The organism is Streptomyces sp. DvalAA-43, from assembly GCF_900091725.1.
GTDB classification, from domain to species: Bacteria; Actinomycetota; Actinomycetes; order Streptomycetales; family Streptomycetaceae; genus Streptomyces; species Streptomyces pulveraceus.
On record NZ_FMBW01000077.1, the window covers coordinates 36,485 to 62,314 of the forward strand.

Annotated in this window: 13 protein-coding genes; 7 read left to right on the forward strand and 6 right to left on the reverse strand. The window is 72.4% G+C overall.

The features are described 5' to 3' along the window. Positions 1-318: 318 nt before the first annotated feature. The 4 genes from GA0115234_RS32905 to GA0115234_RS32920 form a co-directional block, all read right to left on the reverse strand. Positions 319-7,596: a non-ribosomal peptide synthetase gene (locus tag GA0115234_RS32905; protein WP_093549047.1), complete on the reverse strand. Its 7,278-nt coding sequence runs from the start codon at positions 7,594-7,596 to the stop codon at positions 319-321. Beyond that, positions 7,593-10,952, reverse strand: a complete 3,360-nt coding sequence (locus GA0115234_RS32910) for a type I polyketide synthase (RefSeq protein ID WP_093549049.1) — start codon at positions 10,950-10,952, stop codon at positions 7,593-7,595. Before GA0115234_RS32910 ends, GA0115234_RS32905 begins: the two co-directional genes overlap by 4 nt. Beyond that, positions 10,949-12,205 (reverse strand): MFS transporter, encoded by a 1,257-nt coding sequence (locus GA0115234_RS32915; protein WP_093549188.1) that lies wholly within the window; start codon positions 12,203-12,205, stop codon positions 10,949-10,951. Before GA0115234_RS32915 ends, GA0115234_RS32910 begins: the two co-directional genes overlap by 4 nt. A 390-nt stretch (positions 12,206-12,595) precedes the next feature. Further along, positions 12,596-13,393, reverse strand: coding sequence for a tetratricopeptide repeat protein (locus tag GA0115234_RS32920; protein ID WP_161275705.1), 798 nt, complete (start codon positions 13,391-13,393; stop codon positions 12,596-12,598). A 398-nt stretch (positions 13,394-13,791) separates the two neighbouring features. Here GA0115234_RS32920 and GA0115234_RS32925 point away from each other — a divergent pair, with 398 nt between their 5' ends. Both GA0115234_RS32925 and GA0115234_RS32930 read left to right on the forward strand, forming a co-directional pair. Continuing rightward, complete coding sequence (locus GA0115234_RS32925; protein WP_093549053.1) at positions 13,792-14,622, forward strand: RNA polymerase sigma factor; 831 nt, start codon at positions 13,792-13,794, stop codon at positions 14,620-14,622. Beyond that, entirely contained in the window at positions 14,622-15,761 is a 1,140-nt protein-coding gene (locus GA0115234_RS32930; protein ID WP_093549055.1) for a hypothetical protein, read from the forward strand. Before GA0115234_RS32925 ends, GA0115234_RS32930 begins: the two co-directional genes overlap by 1 nt. A gap of 232 nt (positions 15,762-15,993) precedes the next feature. Here the strand turns inward: GA0115234_RS32930 and GA0115234_RS32935 are convergent, their stop codons facing one another. After that, positions 15,994-16,908, reverse strand: coding sequence for a L,D-transpeptidase family protein (locus GA0115234_RS32935; protein ID WP_093549190.1), 915 nt, complete (start codon positions 16,906-16,908; stop codon positions 15,994-15,996). 232 nt (positions 16,909-17,140) lie between these two features. On the opposite strand from GA0115234_RS32935, the gene GA0115234_RS32940 reads away from it, so the two are divergent. Both GA0115234_RS32940 and leuE read left to right on the forward strand, forming a co-directional pair. Further along, complete coding sequence (locus tag GA0115234_RS32940; protein WP_093549057.1) at positions 17,141-18,721, forward strand: acyl-CoA mutase large subunit family protein; 1,581 nt, start codon at positions 17,141-17,143, stop codon at positions 18,719-18,721. 218 nt (positions 18,722-18,939) lie between these two features. After that, a complete protein-coding gene (leuE, locus tag GA0115234_RS32945) occupies positions 18,940-19,605 on the forward strand; it encodes a leucine efflux protein LeuE (protein WP_093549192.1) in 666 nt (221 codons plus the stop codon). On the opposite strand, the gene GA0115234_RS32950 is transcribed toward leuE, so the two are convergent. Continuing rightward, positions 19,592-21,019 carry an FAD-dependent monooxygenase gene (locus GA0115234_RS32950; RefSeq protein WP_093549059.1) on the reverse strand — a complete coding sequence of 476 codons (1,428 nt, stop codon included), beginning with the start codon at positions 21,017-21,019 and terminating at the stop codon, positions 19,592-19,594. The two genes, leuE and GA0115234_RS32950, sit on opposite strands and share 14 nt — an antisense overlap. A 38-nt stretch (positions 21,020-21,057) precedes the next feature. On the opposite strand from GA0115234_RS32950, the gene GA0115234_RS32955 reads away from it, so the two are divergent. The 3 genes from GA0115234_RS32955 (at position 21,058) to GA0115234_RS32965 (ending at position 25,776) form a co-directional block, all read left to right on the forward strand. Further along, positions 21,058-21,702, forward strand: coding sequence for a TetR/AcrR family transcriptional regulator C-terminal domain-containing protein (locus tag GA0115234_RS32955; RefSeq protein ID WP_093549061.1), 645 nt, complete (start codon positions 21,058-21,060; stop codon positions 21,700-21,702). Between the two features lie 208 nt (positions 21,703-21,910). After that, the gene (locus tag GA0115234_RS32960; RefSeq protein ID WP_093549063.1) at positions 21,911-23,425 is read left to right on the forward strand and encodes a hypothetical protein; all 1,515 of its coding nucleotides are present in this window, start codon (positions 21,911-21,913) and stop codon (positions 23,423-23,425) included. Next, the gene (locus GA0115234_RS32965; protein ID WP_093549065.1) at positions 23,422-25,776 is read left to right on the forward strand and encodes a glycosyltransferase; all 2,355 of its coding nucleotides are present in this window, start codon (positions 23,422-23,424) and stop codon (positions 25,774-25,776) included. Before GA0115234_RS32960 ends, GA0115234_RS32965 begins: the two co-directional genes overlap by 4 nt. The last annotated feature ends 54 nt before the right edge of the window (positions 25,777-25,830 follow it).

Below are 25,830 nucleotides of genomic sequence, written 5' to 3' on the forward strand. Positions count from 1 at the left end.
GCCCCGATGCGGCCCGTCCCGGCCTTCTACGCGCCGCAGCAGTACCTGCGCTCGCCCGGAGGGCTCGCGAAGGCCGTCGTCGTGCTGCTGGCGCTCATCGCCGTGGCGGCGGAGCTGAACGTCCGCCGCGTGATCGCGGCCGGGATCGCGAACGACTTCGCGACCATCCTCTTCGTGCGCAAGCTGACCCGGACGCAGGGGGAGCGGGCGGCCCTCGGTGTGTTTCCGCTGAGCACGTCGGGTCCGGCGGAGCGCGCCGGCTGGGGTAGGGCGCGGGGCCGGGAGTTCCCCCGGCCCGCACGCCCTGTCCCTCTCGGGTCAGCTCGTCCCGTCGGCGAGGGCCTCCCCGGCCTCCTCCCGCAGCAGCCGTACGTACTCCCGTGTCCATGTCTCGACCGTCGCCCGGTCCCACAGGTCGGCCGAATACTCCACGGCACCCTGCAGGACGTCCTCGGCCGGGGTCAGCACCATGACGAACTCCGACCGGGACGCGGCCGGGGCGATCTCCGCCACCGTGGTGGTGAGCCCCGGCAGTTCGATCCCGGTGTCCAGCGAACTCTCGTAGGCCAGATGGATGGCCAGGCCGTCCGGTACCTCGACGCCCCTGCGTTCCCGCAGCGCCGGTGCCACCTGGCGTGGCGACAGGGCGTGTTCCATGCCCAGGATCGTCGAACGGGTGACCCGGTCCGTCAGCTCCGCGAAGGAGCCGGAGCGCGCGTCACGGACCCGCAGGGCGAACCCGGTGGCCGTGCAGCCCACCAGGGACTCGAACTCGCGGGTCTCCCGGCCCGCGTAGGAGATGCCCATGACCACGTCCTCCTGCTCCGCCTTCGCCGCCAGCAGCCGGCCGAGCGCCGCGGCGGTCACCACGAAGGGCGTGGTCGCCCGCCGGACGGCCAGCCGTTCCACAGCGGCCCGGACCTCGGCGGGCACGGTGAATTCGATGACCTCGCCCCGCCCGCTGAGGGTGTCGGGCCTCGGCCGGTCCAGCGGCAGATCCGCCGCGAAGGGGGCGTCGGCGAGTTCCTCCACCCAGTAGTCCGTGCGGCGGGCACCGGTCGCCGCCGCGTGGGCGACCTGCCAGTGCGCGTACTCCACCTGCTGCGGCGCCGAGGCCGACAGACCGTGGCCGGTTCCGGTGGCATCCGCACGGTAGAGCGCGGCGAGTTCCTTCAGCAGCGTGGTCAGGGCCCATCCGTCGCAGGTGCAGTGGTGCAGCACGAGCAGCAGCACCCATTCCTCGGCGCCGGTGCGCAGCAGGCGGGTGGAGAGCACGTCCCCCTCGAAGAGGTCGAGCGGTGTCTCCGCCGCCTGCTCGGCGAGCCGTCCCACCTCGGTCTGCCGTTCCGGCTCCGGCCATGAGGTGAGGTCGTCGACGGGCAGGTCCAGGGGGCGGGATTCGAGCACTTCCTGTTGCCAGGAGTCGAGACCCTCCCGTACCAGGCGGGTGCGCAGCGCTTCATGACGATCCGTCAGTTGCTGGAGTGCGGTGCGGAGCGATCCGGGGTCCAGCGGGCCGGCGAAGGTGATCCGCAGGGCGACGTTGAAGACCTGCGGCTTGGCGTGACGGGCGTGCACGGTGGCGAAGCGCGACTGCTGCTGGCTGGCCGGGCCCCGGCGGAGGACCCTTCTCGATCCGGCACCGCGCACGAACTCCGTCATCGCGCGCAGCGTGGGTTCCTGGTAGAGCCGCGAAAGGGGGTACTCGATCCCCCACGCCTCCCTGATCCGGTTGACCAGTCTCATCGCGGTGAGCGAATGGCCGCCCAGGTCGAAGAGGGAGACATCGGGATCGACGCCGGACGCGGCGAGGCCGAACTCGGCCGCCCAGAGATCACGGAGTCCGCTCTCCGGCCCGGTGCGGGGCGCGGGCTCCGGCGACGGGCCGTCGGCCGGGCGGGTGCCCGCCCCGTCCGCGGGGAGAGCGGGGCCGTCCGCCGGGAGGGAGGGGCCGGCCGGTGGGAGGTAGGGATCGACTGGTGGGAGCTGGGTCCGGTCCAGCTTGTCGTTGCTGGTCAGCGGCAGTTCGCCGAGGACCCGCCAGGCGCGCGGCACCATGTACTCCGGCAGGTGGTGGTGGAGCTCCTCGGCCCACCGGTCCGTGCGGGACCGTTGCTCCGCCGTGCTGTCGCAGCCCGGCTCGGCGGGCACCACATAGGCGGCCAGGAAGGTCTCGCCGTTCGCATGGCGCAGGCCGACGACGGCCGCCCGGCGGACACCGTCGAGACGGCCCAGCGCCCGCGCCACCTCCTCCGGCTCGACGCGGAACCCGCGGATCTTCACCTGGTCGTCGGTACGGCCCACGAACACGAGCCGCCCGTCCGCCGTCCAGCGGACCAGGTCCCCCGTGCGGTAGCAGCGGTTGCCCGCCCCGCCCTCCGGGGCGGCCGCGAAACTCTCCTCGGTGAGTTCCGGCCGGTGCAGGTAGCCCGCGGCCACCCCCGGACCACCGACGAGGAGCTCACCCACCGCACCGATGGGCACCGGCTTGTCCGACGCGTCCACCACGCGCAGCGTCACGTTGTCGACCGGACGCCCGATCGCGATCACGTCCGCTCCCTCGTCCGGGACGGGCCCCTCGGCCCCGGGCGCGACCGTGTCGGCGACGCACAGCACGGTCGCCTCGGTCGGGCCGTAGACGTTCACCGTCTCGTAGGGCGCCTCGGGCCTGGGGCGGGTGCGGAGCGCCTCGCCGCCCAGCAGCAGATGGCGCAGCGGGGGCTGATCGGCCACCGGCAGGCGCAGTACCTGTTCGCCCAGGGCCGTCGGCAGGAAGCCGAAGGCGATGTCCTGGTCCGCGTACCACCGGGCCAGGGCGAGCGGGTCGCGGCGGACCTGTTCACCGGCCACGACGACCGTGCCGCCCGCTGTCAGCGCCGGCCAGATCTCCATGAGGGAGGCGTCGAAGCTCTGGCTGCACACGACGGCACTCCGGTCGTCGCCGGTGAACGCGAAGCGTTCGTGGTGCCACCGGCAGAGATCCACGAGGCTGCGGTGGGTGAGCACGACGCCCTTGGGTGTGCCGGTGCTGCCCGAGGTGTAGATGACGGAGAAGGGGGACGAGCCGGTGGTGTCGGCCATGGGCCGGGTGCCCGACCCGGGGCCTCCCGTCGGAGCGGCGTCCGGGGCGACGACGGTCACCGGGCCGGGCAGCCGCAGGTCCTCCGCTCCGCCCGCGCCGCTGATCACCGTGCGGGCGCCGCTCTCGGCGATCACCTGCGTGGCGCGTACGGCACCGAGCGACGGGTCGAGCGGCACATACGCGCAACCGGCCCGCAGTACGGCGAGCAGCGCCACGACGAACTCCGCGGAGCGCGGCAGCCACACCGCCACCACGGATCCCTGGTCACCGTCCGCCCGGTGTTCCGCGAGCACGGCGGCGAGCCGGCCGGCGCGTTCGTCCAGCTCCCGGTAGGTCAGCACGGCGTCCTCGCCCACCACCGCGGTCCGCGCGGGGTGCTCCGCCGCCTGCCGGGCGATCCAGTCGTGCACGGTGGTGTCCGCGACCGGCCGGACCGGGCCGTGTTCCCAGCTCTCCGGCACCTCGTCGCCCTCGACCGCCGCACGCGCGAGCAGGGACAGCGGTGTGCCCGGCTTGTCGACGGCGGAGGCCAGGAGGTCCCGGAAGACCGTGAAGAACCGGTCGACGGTGCTCGGCTCGAACAGGTCCGCGTTGTACTCCAGATGACAGCGGACGCCCTCCGGCCGGTCGGTGAAGTAGACCGTCAGATCGGTCAGCGCCTTGTCGGGGCCCGCGTCCAGGGCGACCGCCTCGATGCCGGGGAGGTCGAGGCGGAACGGCTCCGCCGACTGGAACTCGGCGCACACCTGGAACACCGGCGTGCGGTCCGTCCGGCGTGGCGGAGCGAGCGCGCGCACCACCTCCTCGAACGGTGTCCCCGCGTGGTCGTAGGCGTCGAGCGCGACGGCACGCACCCGGTCCAGCAACGTCGCGAATCCGGGATCGCCGGTGAGGTCGACCCGGAGCGCGAGGGTGTTGACGAAGAAGCCGACCAGCTCCTCGGCCCGCTGCGGCCGGTCCGAGACCGGGATGCCGATGACGACGTCCTCCTGCCCCGTGACCCGTCGCAGCATCGCCGCCCAGCCGGCCACCAGGGTCATGAACAGGGTGGCGTGGCGGTCGCGGCTCAGCTGCCTGAGCTGTTCGGACAGGCCGGGGTCGAGGGAGCGGAAGACGGCGCGGCCCTCGGAGGTCATCTCCGCCGGGCGGGGGCGGTCGGTGGGCAGTTCGAGGACCGGCAGCTCACCGCCGAGCACGCGCAGCCAGTGGTCCAGGTCCTGCGCGGTGCCGGGGCCGTCCGCCGCCGCGCGCTGCTCCCGTGCGTGCTGGGCGTAGCTCCAGGTGAGTGCGGGCAGATGGGCCTCCGTACCGTCGAGTTCCGCCCGGTAGAAGGCGGCGAGGTCCCGGCACAGGACGGTCGCCGAGGCCGCGTCGACCACGATGTGGTGGAAGGACAGGACCAGTACGTGCTCGTCGGCCCCGGTCCGCACGGCCCTGCTGACGAACAGCGGGCCGTTCTCCAGGTCGAAGCGGCGGGCGCTCTCCGTCGCCAGTGCCTCCCGCACGGCGGCCTCGGCCCGGAGGGTGCCGTCCACCACGCCGAAGTCGGGCTCGGCGGCTTCCCGCACCAGCTGGACCGCCGAATCGCCGGCTTGCCGGAAGACGGTGCGCAGCCCTTCGTGGCGGGCGACGAGCCGGCGCAGCGCGGTGTGCAGCGCCTCGGTGTCGAGCGCACCGCGCAGACGGATCGCCTTCACCTCGTTGTAGGCGGTGCGCCCGGGAAGCAGGCGCTCCAGGAACCAGATCCGCTCCTGGCCCGGGGAGAGGGGCGCGCCCCGGTCGGGTGCCCGCCGCTCCCGGTGGCGGCGGCGGAGGGCGTCCAGCCGGGGGAGACCGGCGCGCAGCTGGTCCGCGGAGACGCCGAAGTCGACCAGTGCGACGATCTCGTCCGCGCCCGCGTCGGTCACCGCCTCGACCACCGGCAGGACGGTGTCCACGTCGCCGATCAGGGCCCGTTGGTCGCAGTAGCGGCCGTAGGCGCGCCGGAAGACCACGTCCAGGTCGTCCTCGCTGAGCGATCTCAGGTCGGTGGTGACCCCGAGGCTGTTGGTGACGCCGCTGAACAGGGACAGCGAGGCCTGCATGTAGCGGGCCATCGGCGCGAAGGCCTCGGACCGGGCGGTGTCGTGGTCCTCGGAGAGGTAGGTGTGCAGCAGGACGGCGACCCGCCCGGCGTCCGGGTCGAGGCCGTGGAGCGCACGGGTCCGGCGGTAGCGGGCGATGTTCTCCCGGAGCTGGTCGACGTCCTGGGTCATCAGGTTGGTCACGATGCCCAGGTCGTGCGCGGCGGCGCGTTCGTACGACTCCGGGTTGCCGACCACCGCCGTGTAGAGCGGCGGCATCGTCTGGACGGGGCGCGGGAAGAGCCGGATCTCCCGTTCGCCGTCCCCGGTGGTGCGGCGCAGCGGCTCGCCCCGCCAGAGGCTCCGCACCTGCTCCAGCCGGTCGTACATCTCCTGCTTGTGCGTACCGAAGCGCTCGGGGAAGAAGACGAAGTCGTTGGCGTTCCACCCGCTCGCGACACCGAGGCCGATGCGTCCGTTGGAGAGGTTGTCCGCCATGGACCACTCCTCCGCCACCCGGATCGGGTCGTGCAGCGGGAGTACGACCGAGCCGGCGTTGAGGCGGATGCGCCGGGTCTCCCGGGAGAGCGCCGCGGCCAGGACGGCGGGGTTCGGGAAGAGGCCGCCGAACGAGTTGAAGTGCCGTTCGGGCATCCACAACGCCTCGAACCCGTGGCGGTCGGCGAACCGGGCCGCCTCCATGAGCAGTTCGTAGCGGCCCTCCTTCGGGCCGGGTCCGTCGTCCGGGTAGTCGCCGAAGAAGTAGAGGCTGAAGTCCGCGCGACGCGGCGTCGTGGTCGCCGCGGGGGGCGGGGCGGTCACGGGAACGGGGGCCGGGGCGGCCACGGGAACGGGAGGTGCGGCGGCGACGGTTTCGGCCACGGGAACGGGACGCTCGGCAGGCCGCCGGGACGGGGCTGTGCCGGTGCGGAAGAAACCGGCCTCCCGCAGGTCCCTCAGCGACCCCCGCACGGCGTCGGCCACGTGCTCGATGTCGCCGTCGGTGTGGGCCGTGGAGAGGAAGAAGTTGCGCCACTCCCACACATGCACGCCCCGCAGCATCAGGTGGTAGTAGAGGAGCTCCATGTCGGCGCGGTGCTCGAAGCGGAACTGGGAGCCGAACCAGCCCATCCGCAGGGGGAATTCCTCGGCCTCGAAGAAGTCGTTGAGCCCGGTGGCCAGTTCGGTCGTCCGGGCGTTGAGCCGTTCCTGGAGGCGCGGACTGTGCTCCTTCAGATGGGTGAGTACGGCGTGCGCCGCGGTCATCGACACGGGGTGCTGGAGGTAGGTGCCGCCGAAGAAGGTGGTGTCGGCGGTCGGGCCGCTGTCGTCCCCGTAGCTCCAGTGGCCGCCGTCGATCCCGTCCATGATGTCGGAGCGGCCGGCGACCGCGCCGATGGGGAATCCGCCGCCGAGGAGCTTGCCGTAGGTGGCGAGATCCGGGGTGACGCCGTAGAGCTCCTGGGCGCCACGGAGAGCGGGACGGAATCCGGTCAGCATCTCGTCGAACATCAGCACGATGCCGTGGCGGGCGGTCAGTTCGCGCAGCCTGCGGACGAACGCGACGGGCTGGAGCGAGGGATGTCTGCTCTGCACCGGTTCGACGATGACGACCGCGATCCGTGACGCGTCCCGTTCGATCGCGTGCAGGGCCTCCTCGCTGCCGTATTCGAGGACGGTCAGCTCGGAGACGGCACTGTGCGGGATGCCCCGGGAGACGGGCACGGTCCCCTCCTGGGCACCGTGTCCGGCGAGCCGGCCCAGCACCTGGTCGGCATGGCCGTGGTAGGAGCCCTGGAAGGTGACGATCCGGTCCCGGCCGGTGGCGGCACGGGCGAGCCGGATCGCCGCCGCGTTGGCCTCCGTACCGGAGTTGGCGAAGGCCACCCGTTCCATCCCGGTCAGTTCGCACAGCAGCTCGGCGGCGCCGCCCGTCTCGACACTGCGGGGGCCGAGCCGGATGCCCCGGGAGAGGTGCTCGCGCACGGCGTCCCGGACGAAGCCGGGCTCGTGGCCGAAGAGGAGCACCCCGAAGCCCATGGTGATGTCGGTGTAGCTGTTGCCGTCGATGTCCTCGATCCGTGCGCCGTCCGCGCGACGGGCCGCCACGGGGTAGAGCATCTCCTTGGTCGACCTGCGGAACCCGACGACCGCCCGGCTGTCGGCGAGTCTTCGACGGTGGCGCTGGGCGAGCTGTCTGGAGGCCGCCGTCCTTGCCGTGTACCGGCGTACGAGGTCGTCGAGATGCTCTTGCTGCGTGCGGGGCGAGGTGGCGCGGACCATACCGGCGTCGGGGGCGATCACCACGCGCGGCCCGTGCGCCTGAGGCTGTGGTGCGGGGCCGGTCATGGCCCGTCCGGCGTCGATCCGCTCGGTGATGCGCCGGGAGAGTCCGGCCATGGCGGCCAGGTCGCGGTCCAGGGCGGCCGTGAGGCTCTGCTGCTCGGTCACCGGACCACCTCGCCGTTCGGCAGGGCCGCCGTCGCGTCGCTCCGGGGCGCGAGCAGCTCGGAGATCTGGGAGAGCTGGGTGAGCATCTGGAGCTGGATCTGTGACAACTGCTGGACCCGTTCGGCCAGTTCCAGCAGCTCCTGCCGGGTGACGGGACCGGCGTCCGCGACGGCGGGCGGGACCGGCGGTGTGCCGGGGGAGGGCGGTGTGGTGCGCTGCCCGGGTATCGGTGGGTGGGCGAACGGCTGCGGAACGGGGGCGGGCGGCTGCTGGGCGGGCGGGGGCAGCGGACGGGCGGCGGGGGGCTCCGCCGTGTACGGCTGCGATATGGGTGGGAGGGGCGGCTGCGCGGTGGCCGGCAGGGGGCCGGTCCCGGGCCGTCCGGCCAGCCGCGCGGCGACGAGTTCGGCGAGGAGCCGGGGCGTGCCCGTCTCGTCGAACAGCTCGCGCATCGTGACCTTGACGTGGTGCTCCTGCTCGATCTCCCGGAGCGCGTTGATCATGAGGAGCGAGTCCGCACCGAGATCGAAGAACGAGGTGTCGGCCGGGATGGAGGTGAGGTCCTCTCCGAAGGCTCTGGAGAGCACCCCGAGGATGCTGTCCAGGAGGCGCGTGGTCTCCATCGCTTCTGATGTCATGATGCGTTCCTCTCTCGCCGGGGAAATGGGTGCGCGGGGCCTGGGTGGGGTCCCGACCCAGTGGTGTCGGTGCTGGAAGCGGTAGCCGGGCAGCGGGACACGCCGCCCTCCGGTGCCGGCCAGGAAGGTCTCCCAGCGGACATCCGCGCCCGCGCAGTGCAGAGCCGCCGCGGCGCCGAAGAGCGCCGTGAGTCCGGTCTTCCGGTGCAGGGACGGGGTCGCCCGCACCGCGGGCAGGGAGCGGCGGGCCAGGCTGCTGAGTGTGGTGTGCGGCCCGATCTCCAGGAGTACGTCCGGCCGTTCACCCGCGACGGCACGCAGCGCCGCGTCGTAGCGCACCGGCTCGCGGGCGTGGCGGACCAGATGTTCCGGGTCCGGCAGCCAGCCGGGCTCGCGGGTCCGGCCGTCGAGAGAGCTGATGAAGCGGGTCCGTACCGGTGTGAAGGGGGTCTTCGCCAGCACCGCCGCGAACGCGTCGAGCATCGGCTCCGTGGCGGCGGTGTGGAACGCCCGGTCCACCGCGAGGCGTTCGTACGGGATGCCCCGGTCGTCGAGCGCGGCGCACAACCGGTCCACGTCCGCGACGGGACCCGCCAGCACCTGGGAACGTTCCCCGTTGGTCACGGCGAGCTCCAGGCCGGGCCGCGAGGCGGCCAGCTCCGCGGCGGCCTCCCGCTCCAGCGCCACCGCCACCATGGCGCCCGGCGCGCACTGATCCCGCATCAACCGGCCCCGGTGCGTGCTGAGTTCCAGGCCGTCCGCGAGCGACAGCGCCCCGGCCGCGAAGAGCGCCGCGTACTCGCCGACGCTGTGGCCCGTCACGGCCCACGGCCTGATGCCCGCCTCCTCCCACAGCCGGACCAGGGCGCACTGCAGGGCGAACAGGGCCGGCTGCGCGGTCGCGGTCGGCCAGGCGGCCCCCGGTGTGCCCGCCGCCTCGGTGAGGAGCCCGGCCAGCATCGGTTCACCGGTGAGATCGCGGTGCCACGCCTCGCAGGCGTCGAGGACCTCGCGCACCACGGGGAACCGTTCGTACAGGGCCGCCGCCGCTCCGGGGCGCAGGGAACCCTGGCCGGTGAACTGGAACACCACCCGGGCGGGCGCGTCCCCCGGCGGCACGGGGCCCGCGTCGGCCGCGTGTGGTGCGGGGCCGGACAGCCAGGCGTCGAGCGCGTCGGCCAGCGCGGACGGTGTGCCGCCCCGGACCGCGATCCGGTGCCGGCCGTGCGAGCGCCCGAGGGCGGCCGTCGTGACGAGATCCGCCAGGGCCGGGGCGGTCCGCCCGCGGAGCCGGTCGCGCAGGGACCGTACGTTGTCGGCGAGGGCGTCCCGGCTCGTCGCGGAGACCAGGAGCACGTCCGGCGGGGCCGCGGTGGCGGAACGCGGCCCGGGTAAGGGGGCCTCCTCAAGGACCAGGTGGACATTGGTGCCGCCGATCCCGAGCGAGGTGACACCCGCCCGCCGGGGGGTGCCGTTCTCGGGCCACGGCTGGAGGGCGCGGGGCGCGTAGAACGGGCTGTCCTCCAGCCCGAGCAGCGGATTGGGATCGCTGAAGCCCGCGATCGGCGGGATCTCACCGTGCCCGAGCACCAGCAGCGCCTTGACGAGACCGGCGAGTCCGGACGCCACGTCGAGGTGCCCGATGTTGGCCTTGACGGCTCCGAGAGCGCAGTAGCCGGTCCGGTCCGTGTCCTGCCGGTACGCCGCGCCCGCACCCTCCAGCTCGATGGGATCGCCCTTGAGGGTGCCGGTGCCGTGGGTCTCCAGATAGCCGATGGTGTCCGCGCCGACGCCCGCGTGGTCCAGCGCCCGGCGTACGGCTTCCTGCTGGCCCCGCGCACTGGGTGCCGCGAACGCCTGCTTCCCGGCGCCGTCGTTGCAGATGCCCCAGCCACGGATGACGCCGTGCACGGTGTCGCCGTCCGCGAGCGCACGGGTCAGCCGCTTCAGTACGACGGCCACGACACCGGTGCCTCCGACGGTCCCGTTCGCGGCCGCGTCGAACGCCCGGAGCCGTCCGGTCCTGGAGAGGATCGAGCCCTTGACGTAGTGGTAGCCGAGGACCTGCGGGACATGGATGGCACCGGCGCCGACCAGCGCGATGTCGCATTCGTCCAGCAGCAGCGACTGGGCGGCCAGGTGCACCCCCACCAGCGAACTGGAGCAGGCCGTCTGTACGTTGACGGCGGGGCCGGTGAGGCCGAGCCGGTAGGCGACCCGGGTCGCGTTGAAGTCGGTGAAGTTGCCCACCAGGACCTGCATCCCGGCCAGCCAGTCGGCGATGTCCTCGTTCGGCAGGACGTTGTTGAGCAGATAGGACTGCATGTTGTACAGGTGGTAGCCGGTGCTGGCGTAGACCCCGATCCGCTTTCCGTCCCGCTCGTCCGGGTAGCCGGCGTTCTCCAGGGCGTGCTGCGCGCACTCCAGGAACAGGCGGTGCTGGGGGTCGGTCAGCCGGGCCTCGCGGGCGCTCATCCCGAAGTGCCGGGCATCGAACCCGGCGATGTCGTCCAGGACGGCCGAGGCCCCGATGAAGTCGTCGCGCCCGTAGAGCTCCTCGGGGACGCCCGCGGCCTTCAGCTCGTCCTGCGTGAAACGGGTGAAGCGGTCCTCGCCGCTCCGGATGATGCGCCAGAGGTCCTCCGGTGTGTCGGCCCCCGGCAGCCGGAAGGCCATTCCGACCACGGCGATGCGTGGGTCCTGCCCGCCACCGCTCATCGGCCGCTCCCTTCGCGCAGGGTGCCGTTGCCGGGCTGTCGCACCCGGTCGGGCCCGGCCGGGGAACGGCGCAGTACGAGCAGCGCAAGCAGGGCGAGGCACAGCACGATGGCGAGACCGTGCAGGGAGGCGACCACCTGGAACGGGGAGAAGGACTCCAGCAGCGATCCGCTGACCAGCATCCCCAGCCCGAACCCGGCGTTCTCGGCCGAGGCGGAGAGCCCGAAGAGGCGTCCGCGCTGCTCGTCGGGGACCGTCTGGAGCCGTGACACGTAGACGATTTCGGTGACTCCGTCCGCCGCTCCGGCGACGAGTGCCGTGGCGAGCGTCCATACGGTGGGCAGCCCGCTGAACACGACGATGAACGCCCCTGACATGACACAGGCGCCGACCGCGAAGGCCCGCTCGCCCAGGGTGTGCCCGGTCCGGCGGGTGTACCGGGCCAGCACCTGCTGGGCGATGATGGTGCCGACCGCCCAGGTGGCCCAGAACTGGCTGATGAAGGTGGCCGGATGATCCGGGTCCAGCAGGCTGGAGTAGACGGGCAGCGCGACGTTGTGCGAGGAGGATCCCAGCCCGTCGACCGCACGCACGGCGATCATCGCCATCAGCACCGGCGCGCCGGCCCACAGCAACCGGAGCGAACGGCGCCCGGCGTCCGGCGCGTCGTCCTCGGCGCCCCCGGACCCCTCTGACCGTGCCCTCGTGCGGATCGGCAGCATCAGCAGGACCGACGCGGAGAACAGGAACGTGACCGCGTCCAGGACGAACGCCGCCGTGTACCCGAGCTGCGCCACCACCACACCCGCCGAGGCGAAGCCCGCGATCATGGCGAGGGAACGGCCGGTGACCAGTTGCCCGTTGGCGCGGCTCCGGTGCTCGGCCCCCACGATCTCCGGGATGCTGCTGCGCAGCGCCACCTGCGAGAGCGTCGAGCAGCCCCCGGTGACCACGGCCAGGCAGTACAGCAAGGAGACCCGGCCGGCCTCCGGGGCCAGGAGCAGAGCCAGGAGTGCCAGCGCCTGGCAGAGATCGGCGCCGACGATCAGACGTTTGCGGTCGTACGCCGAGACGAGGCGCCCGCTCACGAACCCCGCTCCCACACTCGTCCCCAGCCGTACCGCCATGAAGAGCCCTGCGGCCAGGGCGCTCCCGGTGACGTCGTAGACGAAGACGTTCAGCGCGACCATGTTCAGATAACTGCCGTACGCGGAAACGCCGTTACCGAGAACGAGCAGCCGGAAATGCTTCATGCGCACCCTTTCGGAACCACGAGGGAAGTCGGCGCCGATCGCCCGCTGCCCCAGCCCCATGTGCCGGACCGGTCTCCCAACACCCCATCCCCCCAAGGCATTCACTGGTTCGCCACATGTACCTGCCAATTCCGTCAAGCCTTGCCCGTCTGCCACACGCTTCACACCGCGCCGCTGAGATTTCTGGGTGAGGAACGGTGGGGAGCGGGTGGCCGCACCCTCCGCGCCCATTCACGTACTTCCGCGAGATGGCCCGGCTGGAGGCCGATGCGGGGGTCGGGTCGTACCAGTGGCGCCGGTCGGTCCCGGGCGGTGCGTTCGGCGGCCCGGGAGCGACGACGGGGCCCGCGCGGCTCTCGGCCGTGCGCGGACCCCGGTGGCGGTGTGCGATCAGCCGCTGGTGCGGCGCAGGATGGCGAGGTTTTCGGCGGCTTCCGCGACACCTGCGGCAGCGGCCCGGCCGTACCAGTGTTCCGCGCCGTCGCGGTCTCCCCGCTCGCGCAGGAGGTTCCCGAGGTTGAACATGGCATCCGCGTACTGTGCCCCGGCTGCTTTGCGGTACCAGGTCTCCGCCGCCTCCAGGTCACCGCGCTCGTAGGCGAGGAGGCCGAGGGAGAACGCTCCGCCGGGGTGTCCGGCCTCGGCGGAGGCGCGGCTCCATCGCTCGTTCTCGGTCGGGTCGCCGCGTTCAGCCGCCAGGTAGGCCAGGTTGTACATGGCCAACGCGTCGCCTTCCTCGGCGGCGCGCAGCAGTTGTCCATGGCCGGCTTCGTCGCCTTGGCCGATCAGGAACATGGCGTAGTCGTTGGCGGCTCCGGGCACTCCGGCCTCGACGGCGTGCCGGAAATGGAGCGAGGCCTTCTCTGTGCCACCGAGTACCCGGTGGAGATCGGCAAGGCGGTAGGCCGCCAGATCGTCGCCCGCCTCCAAGGCCTTCGTCCACCATGACAGCGCCTGGGGCGCGTCTCGCTTGAGCAGGCCCAGGTCGCCGAGTTCGAGCATGGCCCGCGCCTCCCCCTGTGCCGCTGCCGCGCGCAGCACCGGCTCGGGCCGGTCAGGTGTGGGCACGGGCGGTTCAGCGGTCACCTCTCCCGTGAGCTGACGCACCTGTCGCCGCATCAGCCACTGGCGGCCTGCCCACAGGGCGATGACCAGAAGCAGGCCCAGGTAGATCGGCCATCCCTGCATGTCGCGGCCCTTTCCTCTCAGCAGTGGCTCCCATGAGGCCATCCGTCGTTGCCCTCATGCTTCCCTCGTTCTACGGATGGCATGTGACGGACGGCGAGCAGAGGTTCCAGGCCCAGGAAAGTGCCTGGTCAGAGCGGTGCGGACCGGGGCGACGACCGGGGCCGCCACCCCCCACAGGAGAGGCCCCGGTCGTCTTCCGCGGGGCCGTAGGACGACCCCGTACTCCACTCAGCGCCGTCGCTGCGTTTTCTGTCACACCGCACCGGTCTCCGAGGAATGTTGCGGGTTGTACAAGTCATGGACGTGACCCCCGCCGAGGACGTAGCGTGCTGAGTCGCGCAGGGTGGCGCGGCAGTGATGACCAGCTGCGATTCGGGACAGCAGGGCAGGTTGAGGGAGTGCTGGGGGACGACGCGGAGCTCACTGCCGCGGTACTCGCGGCACAGGACGGGGACGAGGACGCCTTCCGGACTGTGTACCGCGCTGTGCAGCCGCGGCTGCTGGGCTACATACGGACGCTGGTGGGTGAACCGGACGCCGAGGACGTGGCGTCCGAGTCCTGGCTGCAGATAGCGCGCGACCTCGACCGGTTCAGCGGCGACGCCGACCGTTTCCGCGGCTGGGCGGCGCGGATAGCCCGCAACCGTGCGCTGGACCACCTGCGGATGCGCGGCAGGCGCCCCGCGGTCGGCGGCGACGAGTCGGAACTGTCCGAGAAGGCGGCCGAGTCCGACACCGCCGACGAGGCGATGGAGTCCCTGGCCACCGGCCGCACGATGTCGCTCATCGCCCGGCTGCCCCAGGACCAGGCCGAGGCCGTGGTGCTCCGGGTGGTGGTGGGACTGGACGCGAAGAGCGCCGCGCAGACGCTGGGCAAGCGCCCGGGGGCGGTACGCACCGCCGCGCACCGCGGACTGAAGCGGCTGGCCGAGCTGCTGCGCACGGACACGGACAGCACGGACACGGACAGCACGGACACGGACAGCACGGCCATGGGCGGCACCAGGACCGACAGTACGGACACGGGCAGCGCCGGCACGGGTGGCGCGGACACCGGCGACGACGGCGCCTTCCCCGGGGATCCGGCGGATCCGTCCACCCCGCGACCGGGCGCGGCGGGCCGGACGGCGGAACTCGGCGGAGTGCCCGCCCAGCGCCCCGTACGCAACGGCCTGGCGGCGCCGGCGGGTGTGACGCATTCGCGTCCGTGGACGCAGAGGGACATGTGATGGCCGACGAGCAGTACGAATGGCTTGACAAGGGCGCCGCGGAGAAACTGCTCCGCGGCGAGCCGGTCGATCCCGTCGGCGGTCACTCGTGTACGGATGCCGAGAGGCTGGCGGCCGCGCTGGACGCCGCCGCCCGGAGCGTCCGCCCGGCCACCGGTGAACTGCCCGGCGAGGCCGCCGCGCTGGCCGCCTTCCGCACCGCCACCCGCTCCGCGCACGTGAGGACCCGGACGAACGCGCGGGCGAGGGGCGCCGCTGAGCAGGCGGGCGGGCCGGCCGGTGTCGAGGTGCTCGAACCGGTACGCATCGGGGCCGTTTCCGTCCCGCACGCCCCCGCCCCGTCCGCGGGCCCCGGCCGGTTCCGTACCGCACGCTGGAGCCGGCCGGTCCGCTTCGGCCTGGTCGCCTCCCTCGCGGGCTGCGCGCTCGGCGGAGTGGCCGTGGCGGCGGGGACCGGGATGCTTCCAGGGCCGTTCGGCGAACGCGCCCCCGTGCCGGCCACCTCCGTCTCGGCCGCGGCGACGCCCGAGGAGCTCGGTTCGGGGTTCACCGAGGAGGAGAACCCGCAGCCGCCGCCGTCCGCCACGCCCGGAGCGGGCACCTCCTCGCCCCCCGCCCGCCCCGCCACCCCGCCCGGGGACCCGGACCCCGGCGGCTCGGGCCGGACGAAAAAGCACGGCGGCGGCAGCGACCGGAAGCCCGGTGGCTCGGCGAGCGGCTCCGCGACCGGTTCGGCGGACGGCACCCGGAACGGCAATCTGCCCGGAAACTCCGGTGCCACCGGCTCCGGCGCGTGGTACGCCAAGGCGCTCAAGGCTTGCCGCGCCTACCGCGACGGCAAGCTGGATGACACGAGTAGACGCAGGCTCGAAGCGCTGGCGAAGGGCGCCCGCAACCTGGACCGGTTCTGCGACCGGGTGATCGCGAGGTCCGGCAACGGCCAGAACGGTCAAGGCGGTCAGGGCAGTCAGGGCGACGACGACGGTGACGACGACGAACAGGGCAACGGCGGCGGGAACCGGAGCGGCGGTGGCAGCGGCCTCGGCTCCGGTCTGCCCTCGTCGATCCGTTTCGCCGAGGGTGTGCGACGGCCCTCGAACCCGTTCTCCCTGACCCCGTCGGCCCGGACTCCGGGCTGAGCCGAGCCGCTCGGAGCCGTGTGCGACAGGCTTTTTCCAGCCTTCCGCCGCCGGGTGTGACGTTTTTCGAGGCCGTGACGCAGTACAGAGTGAGCCGACTGGTCATCGGCCGCGCACAGAGCCGGGGGTTCCCCCCGTACCTACGGCTCAGCGCACATGGCGCGGGCGGGACACGTTCCCCCGGTCCCGTCCGCGCCTCTTCTCTTCGCGTTTTCTCTTCGCGTTCCGGGTCCTATCCGTAGACGACGACCTTGTCCCCGTTCTTCACCTGGGCGAAGAGCGAGGCGATCTTTCCCTCGTCCCGGACATTGACGCAGCCGTGCGAGGCGCCGTTGTAGCCGCGGGCCGCGAAGTCCGCCGAGTAGTGCACCGCCTGGCCGCCGCTGAAGAACATCGCGTACGGCATGGCCGTGTGGTAGATCGTCGACACGTGGTGGCGGGACTTCCAGTAGACGGAGAAGGTGCCCTCGCGCGTCGGCGTGTACTGGGAGCCGAAGCGGACGTCCATCGCCGACACGACACGGCCGTCGATCATCCAGGACAGCGTCCGGCTGTTCTTGCTGATGCAGAGCACCCGACCGGTCATGCAGCGCTTGTCCGGCTTGGCGACCTGCCGGGTGGTCGGCGGATTCAGCTCGGCGGCCGTCGGCTCGTGCGTCATGCCGAGCAGCTTCCGCCAGGTGAGGGTGTCCGTCCTGCCCGTACGGGAGAGGCCGCGCTTGTCCTGGAAGGACCGGACCGCGGCGACCGTGACGGAGCCGTAGTAGCCGGTGGGGCTGCGGTCGAAGTGGCCGATCTGCCGCAGTCGGGCCTGGAGCTCCCGCACCTGCCCGCTCTCGGATCCGCTCGCCATCAGCGTCGTGCCCTGCGGGTCGGGCTCCGGCGTGGGTGACGTGGGTGCCTCCGGCGACGGCGCGGTGGCCCGCGGCGACGGTACGGCGGGTGACGGCGACGGCGGTTGGGCGGCGGGCTTGTCGTCGTCGGTGGCCGTGGCCCGTGGCGGCGCCGCCGGGGCCGCCGGTGCGCTTCCGGTGACCTGCGCCTCGCAGCCCGCCGCGGTGGCGACGGCGAGGACGGCGAGCACCGCCGCGGTCCCCGCCCGGCCCCGTATCGCGGTGCGCGATGTGCTCCTGGTGGTGCTGTCCATCATCTCGGCCCCCTGTGTCTCCGGTGTTCCCCTGGACGGATTCCCGCTCTGCCCGGTCGTCAAAGCCCGCGCATGATGGGGAGAGCGGCGACGGGGCCGTGGGGGAGGGCTGTGAGCAAGGTCCCAGCCCCTGCCCCTCCAACGGTCTCGCGCCCGCCACTACAGTCCGTCGCGGGAACCTTGGTTACCGATAAGTAGCTTTACTGGGCAGCTTCAGCGGGAGGCACAGCAGATGACGCGCGAGACGGAGTCGGGACTGCCCATCGAGCCGGTCTACGGGCCGGACGCACTCGACGGCTGGAGCCCCGGCGAAAAGCTGGGAGAGCCGGGTGCCTACCCCTTCACGCGCGGCGTCTACCCCACGATGTATACCGGCCGGCCGTGGACGATGCGTCAGTACGCGGGTTTCGGTACGGCCACGGAATCCAACGCCCGGTACCAGCAGCTGATCGCCAACGGCACGACGGGCCTCTCCGTCGCCTTCGACCTGCCCACCCAGATGGGCCACGACTCCGACGCGCCGATCGCCTCCGGCGAGGTCGGCAAGGTCGGGGTCGCGATCGACTCGATCGACGACATGCGGGTCCTCTTCGACGGGATCCCGCTGGACCGGGTCTCCACGTCCATGACGATCAACGCCCCCGCGGCGCTGCTCCTGCTGCTGTACCAGCTGGTCGGCGAGGAGCAGGGGGTCCCGGCGGAGAAGCTCACCGGCACCATCCAGAACGACGTGCTCAAGGAGTACATCGCGCGCGGCACGTACATCTTCCCGCCCGGCCCCTCGCTGCGGCTGATCGCCGACATCTTCAAGTACTGCCGGGCCGAGATCCCGAAGTGGAACACCATCTCGATCTCCGGCTACCACATGGCCGAGGCCGGGGCCTCGCCCGCGCAGGAGATCGCGTTCACCCTCGCCGACGGCATCGAGTACGTCCGTACCGCCGTCGCGGCCGGCATGGACGTCGACGACTTCGCGCCCCGGCTCTCCTTCTTCTTCGTCTCCCGTACGACGATCCTCGAAGAGGTCGCCAAGTTCCGCGCGGCCCGCCGGATCTGGGCCCGGGTGATGAAGGAGGAGTTCGGCGCCGAGAACCCCAAGTCGCTGATGCTGCGCTTCCACACCCAGACCGCGGGCGTCCAGCTCACCGCCCAGCAGCCCGAGGTCAACCTGGTGCGCGTCGCCGTGCAGGGCCTGGCCGCGGTCCTCGGCGGCACACAGTCGCTGCACACCAACTCCTTCGACGAGGCCATCGCCCTCCCCACCGACAAGTCCGCCCGGCTGGCCCTGCGCACCCAGCAGGTCCTGGCGTACGAGACGGATGTCACCGCGACGGTCGATCCGTTCGCCGGGTCGTACGTCGTGGAGTCGATGACCGACGACGTCGAGGCCGCGGCCCTGGAGCTGATGGCCAGGGTCGAGGACATGGGGGGTGCGGTCAGCGCGATCGAGCGCGGCTTCCAGAAGAGCGAGATCGAGCGCTCCGCGTACCGCATCGCCCTGGAGACCGACAGCGCGGAACGCGTCGTGGTCGGCGTGAACCGCTTCCGGCTCGACGAGGAGGAGCCGTACGAGCCGCTCCGCGTCGACCCCGCGATCGAGGCCGAGCAGGCGGCCCGCCTGGCGGAGCTGCGCGCCGGACGCGACCAGGACGCGGTGGACACCGCGCTGGCCCGGCTGCGGAAGGCGGCCGAGGGCACGGACAACGTCCTGTACCCGATGAAGGACGCGCTCAGGGCACGGGCGACGGTGGGCGAGGTCTGCGACGCGCTGCGCGAGGTGTGGGGGAGGTATGTGCCGTCGGACGCGTTCTGAGGGGGCGTTCCGAGGTGGCGTTCCGAGGCGGCGGGTACCCGCGCGGGTGAAGAACAAGGCGCACCACGAGCGCGGGACCTCGTTCGCCGTGCCGGACGTGGTCGGTATCGAGATGAAGCTCTCCGTCGACCGGCTCCTCGACGGTGACGAGGACTGAACCCGCGCCTTCCCGATAACCGCTGGACGGAGTGCCGTACCCGCGTGCGACACTCCGTTTCATGCTGGGTGTCACCGATCTTCCGACCTATCTCGCCGGCCTGGTGCTGATCGTCCTGCTGCCGGGGCCGAATTCGCTGTACGTGCTCTCCGTCGCCGCCCGGCGCGGGGTACGGACCGGATATGTGGCGGCCGCCGGGGTGTGGACCGGGGACACGGTGCTGATGACGCTGTCCGCGCTCGGGGCCTCGTCGCTGTTGCAGACGACGCCGGTGCTCTTCGCCGTCGTCAAGTACGCCGGTGCGGGCTATCTGACCTGGCTGGCGATCGGCATGCTGCGGGCCGCGGTGGCCATGTGGCGCGAGCGGCACCGTCGGGTGGCCGAGCTGACCGGGGAGGACGCCGGGCCCGCGGTCGCGGAGGCGATGGAGCGGCCCTACCGGCGGGCGCTGGTGGTCAGCCTCTTCAACCCGAAGGCGATCCTGTTCCTGATCTCGTTCTTCGTGCAGTTCGTCGACCCGGACTACGCCTATCCGGCGCTGTCGTTCCTGGTGCTGGGGACCCTGCTGCAGATAGCCAGCTTCCTCTATCTGTCGATGCTGATCCTCGGCGGCACCCGGCTGTCCGCCGCGTTCCGCCGCCGCAAGCGGCTGTCGGCGGGGGCCACTTCGGCGGCCGGTCTGCTCTTCCTCGGCTTCGCGGCGAAGCTCTCGCTCAGCAGCGTGTGACCTCGGGGACGCCCAGCGGGGCCAGGTACCGCGCCAGGCCCGAGGCGTCCTCGCCCGCCCAGCCGATGTAGCCGTCGGGGCGGACCAGGAACAGGCCCTTGCCGTACGCCTCACAGGCGTCCGTGCGGTGCACGCGCAGCTGTTCGCCGTCGAACGCCGGGAGCTCGGCGTCCGTGCCGACCGCCAGCAGGGTGAAGTGCGGGCCCCGGAAGACGTCGAAGAGGCGGCGGCCCCCGGCCGTCGGGCCGTCCGGGGCGCGGTCCCCGGAGTGCAGGACCCCGGCCCTTCCCACCGACAGCGGGCCCTCGCGGTAGCCGAGGCCGAGCTGCTGGGTCGCCGCACCGCGTTCCTGCTCGCCCCGGTGGATCCGGGTGGACAGGCCGAGCATGTCGGCGGCGACCGGGCGGCGCTCCCGCTCGTAGCTGTCGAGCAGGGCGACGGGCGCCCCGTGCCGCAGGACCAGCCCGAGCTTCCAGCCCAGGTTGTACGCGTCCTGCACGCTGGTGTTCAGGCCCTGGCCACCGGCGGGGGAGTGCACATGCGCGGCGTCCCCCGCCAGGAAGACCCGGCCCTCGCGGAACCGGTCGGCCAGCGCGGCGCGCGGCCGGAAGTCGGACGACCAGCGGACCTCGGTGATGTCCGTGGCCGCGAGATGCGTGCGGGCGGCGACCAGCGCGCGCACCCCCTCCGGGGACGTGTCGGGCTCGCCCTCCCTGAACTGGGCGACCAGCTGGAAGTCCGCCGTGCCGGGCAGCGGGCAGAGCGTGAGGAAGCCCTGCTCCCCGCGCGTCGCGTGCCAGTTGAGCCGGTCCAGCGCGTCCTCGGCCACCCGTACGTCGGCGACCAGCATCGGCGCCGGGTCGACCTCCTCACCGGCCATCGCGATCCCCAGCGCCCGCCGGACCGTGCTGCGCCCGCCGTCCGCCGCGACCAGGAAGGAGGCCCGGACCGGACCCGTGGCCAGCTGGGCGGTGACACCGTCCGCGTCCTGGTCCAGGCCGGTCAGCGCGGTGGAGAAGGCGACGTCACCGCCCAGTTCGCGCAGCCGGGCCAGCAGGATCTCCTGGGTGCGCCACTGCGGCATCAGCCAGGGCTCCCCGTAAGGCTCGGACTCCGTCGGGGCCGCGCGGCGGAACATGTCGTACTCCTGCTGCCGCCGCCCGTCCTGCCAGACCATCCCGACCGGGGCCGGACCGCCGTGCTCGCGCACCGCGTCGCCGACGCCGAGATCGTCCAGGACCTCCCGGGTGCGGGGCTGGATGCCCTTGCCACGCGAGCCGGGGAAGAGCGTGGGCGCCTGCTCGACGACCAGGGCGCGCACGCCGCGGCGGGCCAGATCGCAGGCGAGGGCCAGGCCGCAGGGACCGGCGCCGACGATCAGGACCTCTGTTTCCTTAACGCTGTTAAGTTCCATGGTTTTGAGTGTGTGCTTAACGCTGTTAAGTTGTCAAGGTGGGTACGACGAAGATCGACCGGGCACGGGTGGCCGACACCGCGCTGCGGCTGCTGAACGAGGTGGGCCTCGACGGCCTCACCCTGCGCGCCATCGCCCGGGAGCTGGACGTCAAGGCACCCGCGCTCTACTGGCACTTCGAGGACAAGCAGGCGCTCCTCGACGAGATGGCCACGGTGATGTACCGCCGGATGCTCGCCGAGGACCTGCCGGGTCCGGCCCCGGAGCGCTGGCAGGACCAGCTGGTCGCGTACAACAGCGCCCTGCGCACCGCCCTGCTGCGCTACCGCGACGGGGCGAAGGTCTACAGCGGGGCCCGGTTCACCGGAACCGACCACGCGGACGGGCTCGAATCCCATCTGCGGACGATGGTCGACGCCGGGTTCGAGCTGTGGCAGGCCGTCCGGGCGAGCACCACCGCCTACGCGTACACGATGGGCTTCGTCACCGAGGAACAGAGCGTCCAGCCGATGCCGGACGAACGGCGGGACGGCTTCGACGTCGACGAGCGGGCCGCCCGCCTGACCGCGTACCCGCTCGCCGCGGCCGCCGGTGCCGAGATCTTCGCCCGCTACGACGAACGCTTCGAGGACGGGCTGCGGCTGATCGTCGCGGGCATCGAGGCACGGTACGGGGCGCGCTGACCAGCACACGTACCTGCGGGGTCGGTGCGCAGTTTCCGGTACCGAAAGGGCGAGTTCATCCGGTGGCCGTTCAGGTTTCTTAGCGTGTCGCGGAACCGAACACGCGCGCCGGGCATCCGCCCCCGACGGGGCGGGGCCCCGGTGCGCTCCGGTGACCGCAGGACCGGAAACGCCCCCTCCCCCCACGGGCCCAGACGCTTGGAGCGCCATGAGAGAAGCCCGCACCCGTTGGCCACGGCAGCGCGACGCGGCCCCGCCCGGGGGCGCCGCCTCGCCGCTCGCCTCCGTCACCCCGACCGACGCGGACGTGTGCCTGCGCGCCTGCGCCGCGCACAGCACCAAGCTGGTGGCGGGGCTCGACCGGCGGCGCACCGCACTCGCCGAGGCGCTGCGGCACCTGCTGTCCGTGCACGCCGCGACGCCCGCGGGCCCCGCGCCCGCCGCGTCCTCGATCCCGCTGATGCGGCGCACCGGCAAGGCCGCCGCGGCCGCCGCCGCACCCCTCGCCGACGAACTGCTCGACCCGCTGTTCGCGGTCGGCAACAAGGCGCTGGACTGCGGTTACGAGGACGAGCTGAAGCTCGCGCTGCTCATCGCGGACACCGTGCTGACCCAGCGCAAGGGCTCGCGGGCAGGCTGGCGGCTGCGGGCCAGGACGCTGGAGGCGATGGGCGCGGAGGCCGAGGCCGTCGAGGCGTACGAGCGCTACCTCTCGTTCACCGAGGACGACGGCTTCGGCATCGCGGCCAAGGTCGTCGGCCTGCGGGCCGGGGCACGGCACCAGGACGAGCTGCTGCGGCGGCTGGAACGCGACTGCCCCGCCGCCGCCGCGTACGCCGACCGGCCCGTCACCGAGTCCTGGGCCGAGGGACTGGCCCGCCGGGCGCGCGGCGACCGGGAAGGGGCGGAACCCCGGCTGATCGGCGCCCTGCTCGCCCAGGAACGCTCCGGGGCCCCGGTGACCGAGATCCAGGAGGCCACCTCCCAGTACCTCGGACTGGCCATGGAGGCGGCCGGGACGGACCCCGCCGCCGTGGCCCGGCTCGCCGAGATCGCCGGCCTCTACGCCGAGCAGCGCCGCAGCCGGATGCGCGGACCGGTCGAGGACCCCACCTTCGGCGGTGTCGAGTGGACCACGGTCGGCGAGTTCCGCAACCGCATCGCGGGCCGGTCGATCTGCCTCGTCGCCAACTCCCAGCGCGTCGGCAGCAGTTCGATGGGCGAAGAGATCGACGGCTACGACCTGGTCGTCCGCTTCAACTCGTACCGGATCGACCCGGCGGCGACCGGACGACGCACCGACATCCACGCCACCATCCACAAGCACGGGTTCAACTGGGACCAGAAGGTGCACACCCGGCTGGTCTTCGGCGGGGTCTCCGGCGACTGGAAGCACTCCCTGCGCAACCGGCTCGTCCCGGGCGCCCAGCAGTACCTGGGCGACGAGTCGCTGCGCTGGCCGCTGCGCGACATCGGACGCGTCGGCGCCGACGTCTGGCCGGCCATTCCCACCACCGGGTTCAACATGCTGTGGCTCCTCGACCACCTGGACGTCAGCAGCCGGCTCGATCTGATCGGCTTCGACTTCTACGAGAGCGGCGCCTACCGCCTGCCCGGCGCGATGCGGATGCCCATCACCTCCGTCCACGAGTACACCAGCGAAAAGGCGTGGGTCATGGAACGCGCCCAGAGCGTCACCGACATGAGGATCCGACTGCGATGACGACGACCGCCACGCCCGCCTCCGTCGCGGCGGCCCCCGTGCCGTCCGCGCCCGCGAACTCGCTCACCGGCAAGCGCCGGGTCGCCTTCGCCAGCTTCGTCGACGAGAACTACCTGCCCGGCTTCCTCGCCCTGCTGCGCAGCCTGGCCCTCTCCAACCCGGACGTCTGCGAGGACTTCCTCGTCCTGCACGACGGGCTGCGTCCCGCGTCCGTCGCGCAGATCCGCGCCCTGCACCCCCGCGTCGACTTCCGCCGGGTCGACGCCGCGCACTACGACACGTACGCCAAGGGCGACCAGGACAACTACCTGGTGCGCAAGGCCTACTTCATCCTCGACGTCTTCCGGGTCCGCGACTACGACACCGTGATCACCCTGGACACCGACATGGTGGTCCTCGACGATCTCGGCGAACTGCTCACCCTGCGCGACGGGCTGGCCGCCGTACCGCAGTTCTTCTACGGGCAGCACAAACTCAACAGCGGACTGCTGGTCATCCAGCGCGAGTATCTGAGCGACGCGTTCTGCGCCAGGATCGACGAGGTCGGCCGGGCGGGCACGTACGAGCTCGACAAGCACGACCAGGGCATCCTCAACGCCGTGCTCGACGGCGACTTCGTCCAGCTCGACGCCCGCTACAACTTCGTCAAGCGGCGGCTCTCCGGCGACCTCCCGGTCCCCGACTCCACCGCGATCCTGCACTTCACCGGGCGGCACAAGCCCTGGCAGGGCGGCGAGGCGGGCTACCGCGAGGCCGAGACGCGCTGGCACGAATTCGAGCTGTCCGACGCCGAGTTCCACGCCGCCTACCTGGCGCTGCCCGGCGCCAAGCACCACGATCTGCTGGTCCACTACGGCACCCCGCACGTGCGGCGCACCGGCTCCCCGGAGGACGCCCGCAAGGTCGCCGCCGCCCACATCGCGGCGGGCGAGTACCAGGAGGCGGCCGATCTGCTGGGCCGGGTCCGGATCCCCGTCGACGAGGCCTGGCCGCACGAGGTGTACGGCCACGCCCTGATGAGCGTCTCGCGCTACGAGGAGGCCCGCGCCCGGCTGCTGCTCGCCACCGCGGCGCCCAACCGGGCCGCGACCGCCTTCGCCCGCCTCGCCCAGATCGCCTGGATCCACGGCGACGACGACGCGGCGGCCGGGTACGCCCTGAAGGGCCTCGCGGTCGACCCCACCCACCGCGCCAACCGGCTGATGCGCAAGCGCACCACGGAGGAGGCCACCGGACCCGTGGAGGGCCCGGCCTCCGGCCAGCTCGCCCATGTCGCCTTCTACATGGAGCGCCAGGGCAACGCCGGGGACAAGCTGCTGCCCGAGAGCGTACGGCTGGCCTTCGGCCGGGACACCGGTCCGCGGCGGTGGCACTCGATCCACGCCCACCGGCTCTTCGACGAGGCCGCGCTGGAACGGGTCAACGAGCGCCGGGGCCTGGTCATCGGCGGCGGCGGCCTCTTCATCCCGGACACCGCGCCCAACGGCAACAGCGGCTGGCAGTGGAACGTCCCGGACGCGCTCCTCGACCGGATCGACGTACCCGTCATGGTGTACGCGGTCGGCTTCAACGCCTTCGACGGCCAGGCGTACGGGCACGGCCGGGACCGGTTCCTCTCCAGCCTGCGGCGGCTCGTCGAACGGGCCTCGTTCTTCGGGCTGCGCAACCACGGGTCCATCGAGAAGGTCCGGGAGCTGCTGCCCGCCTCGCTCCACGACAAGGTGCGCTTCCAGCCCTGCCCGACGACGGTCACCCGGCAGTTGGTGGACGGCTGGACGGACCCGGAGCGGCGCGAGGACACCGTGCTGGTCAACGCCGCGTACGACCGCTCGGGGCTCCGCTTCGGGCACGACTACGGGCACTTCCTGGCCGAGATGGCGACCGCGGTGCGGGAGCTCGGCAAGCGGGCCGAGGTCCAGTGCGTCGCCCACTCGCTGGACGACGAGCGGATCGCCTTCGACCTGCGCCGCGAGCACGGGATCGCGCTGCCGGTGATCCCGATGTACGACTTCGGCAACGACGAGATCCGGGACACCTACGCCCGCACCAAGCTGGTCATCGGGATGCGCGGGCACGCGGGGATGATCCCGTTCGGCTGCGGAACGCCGATCATCAGCCTGATCTCGCACCCGAAGATGGCGTACTTCCTGGCCGACATCGACCGTCCGGAGTGGGGCATCTCGGTCCACGACCGGCACCTCGGGGCCCGGCTCGCCGAGCGGGCGGCCGGACTGCTCGACGACCACGCGGCGACGGTCGCCGATGTGCACGGCCGGCAGCGGGAACTCTGGAAGGTCACCGAGGCCAACGCGGCGGACCTGAGGGTGATCCAGGGCGGCGTACCGGCCTGACGGCACCGGGGCGGGCGGGGGCAGGGCTCGGTACGGAGCGCGGGGCTTGGTACG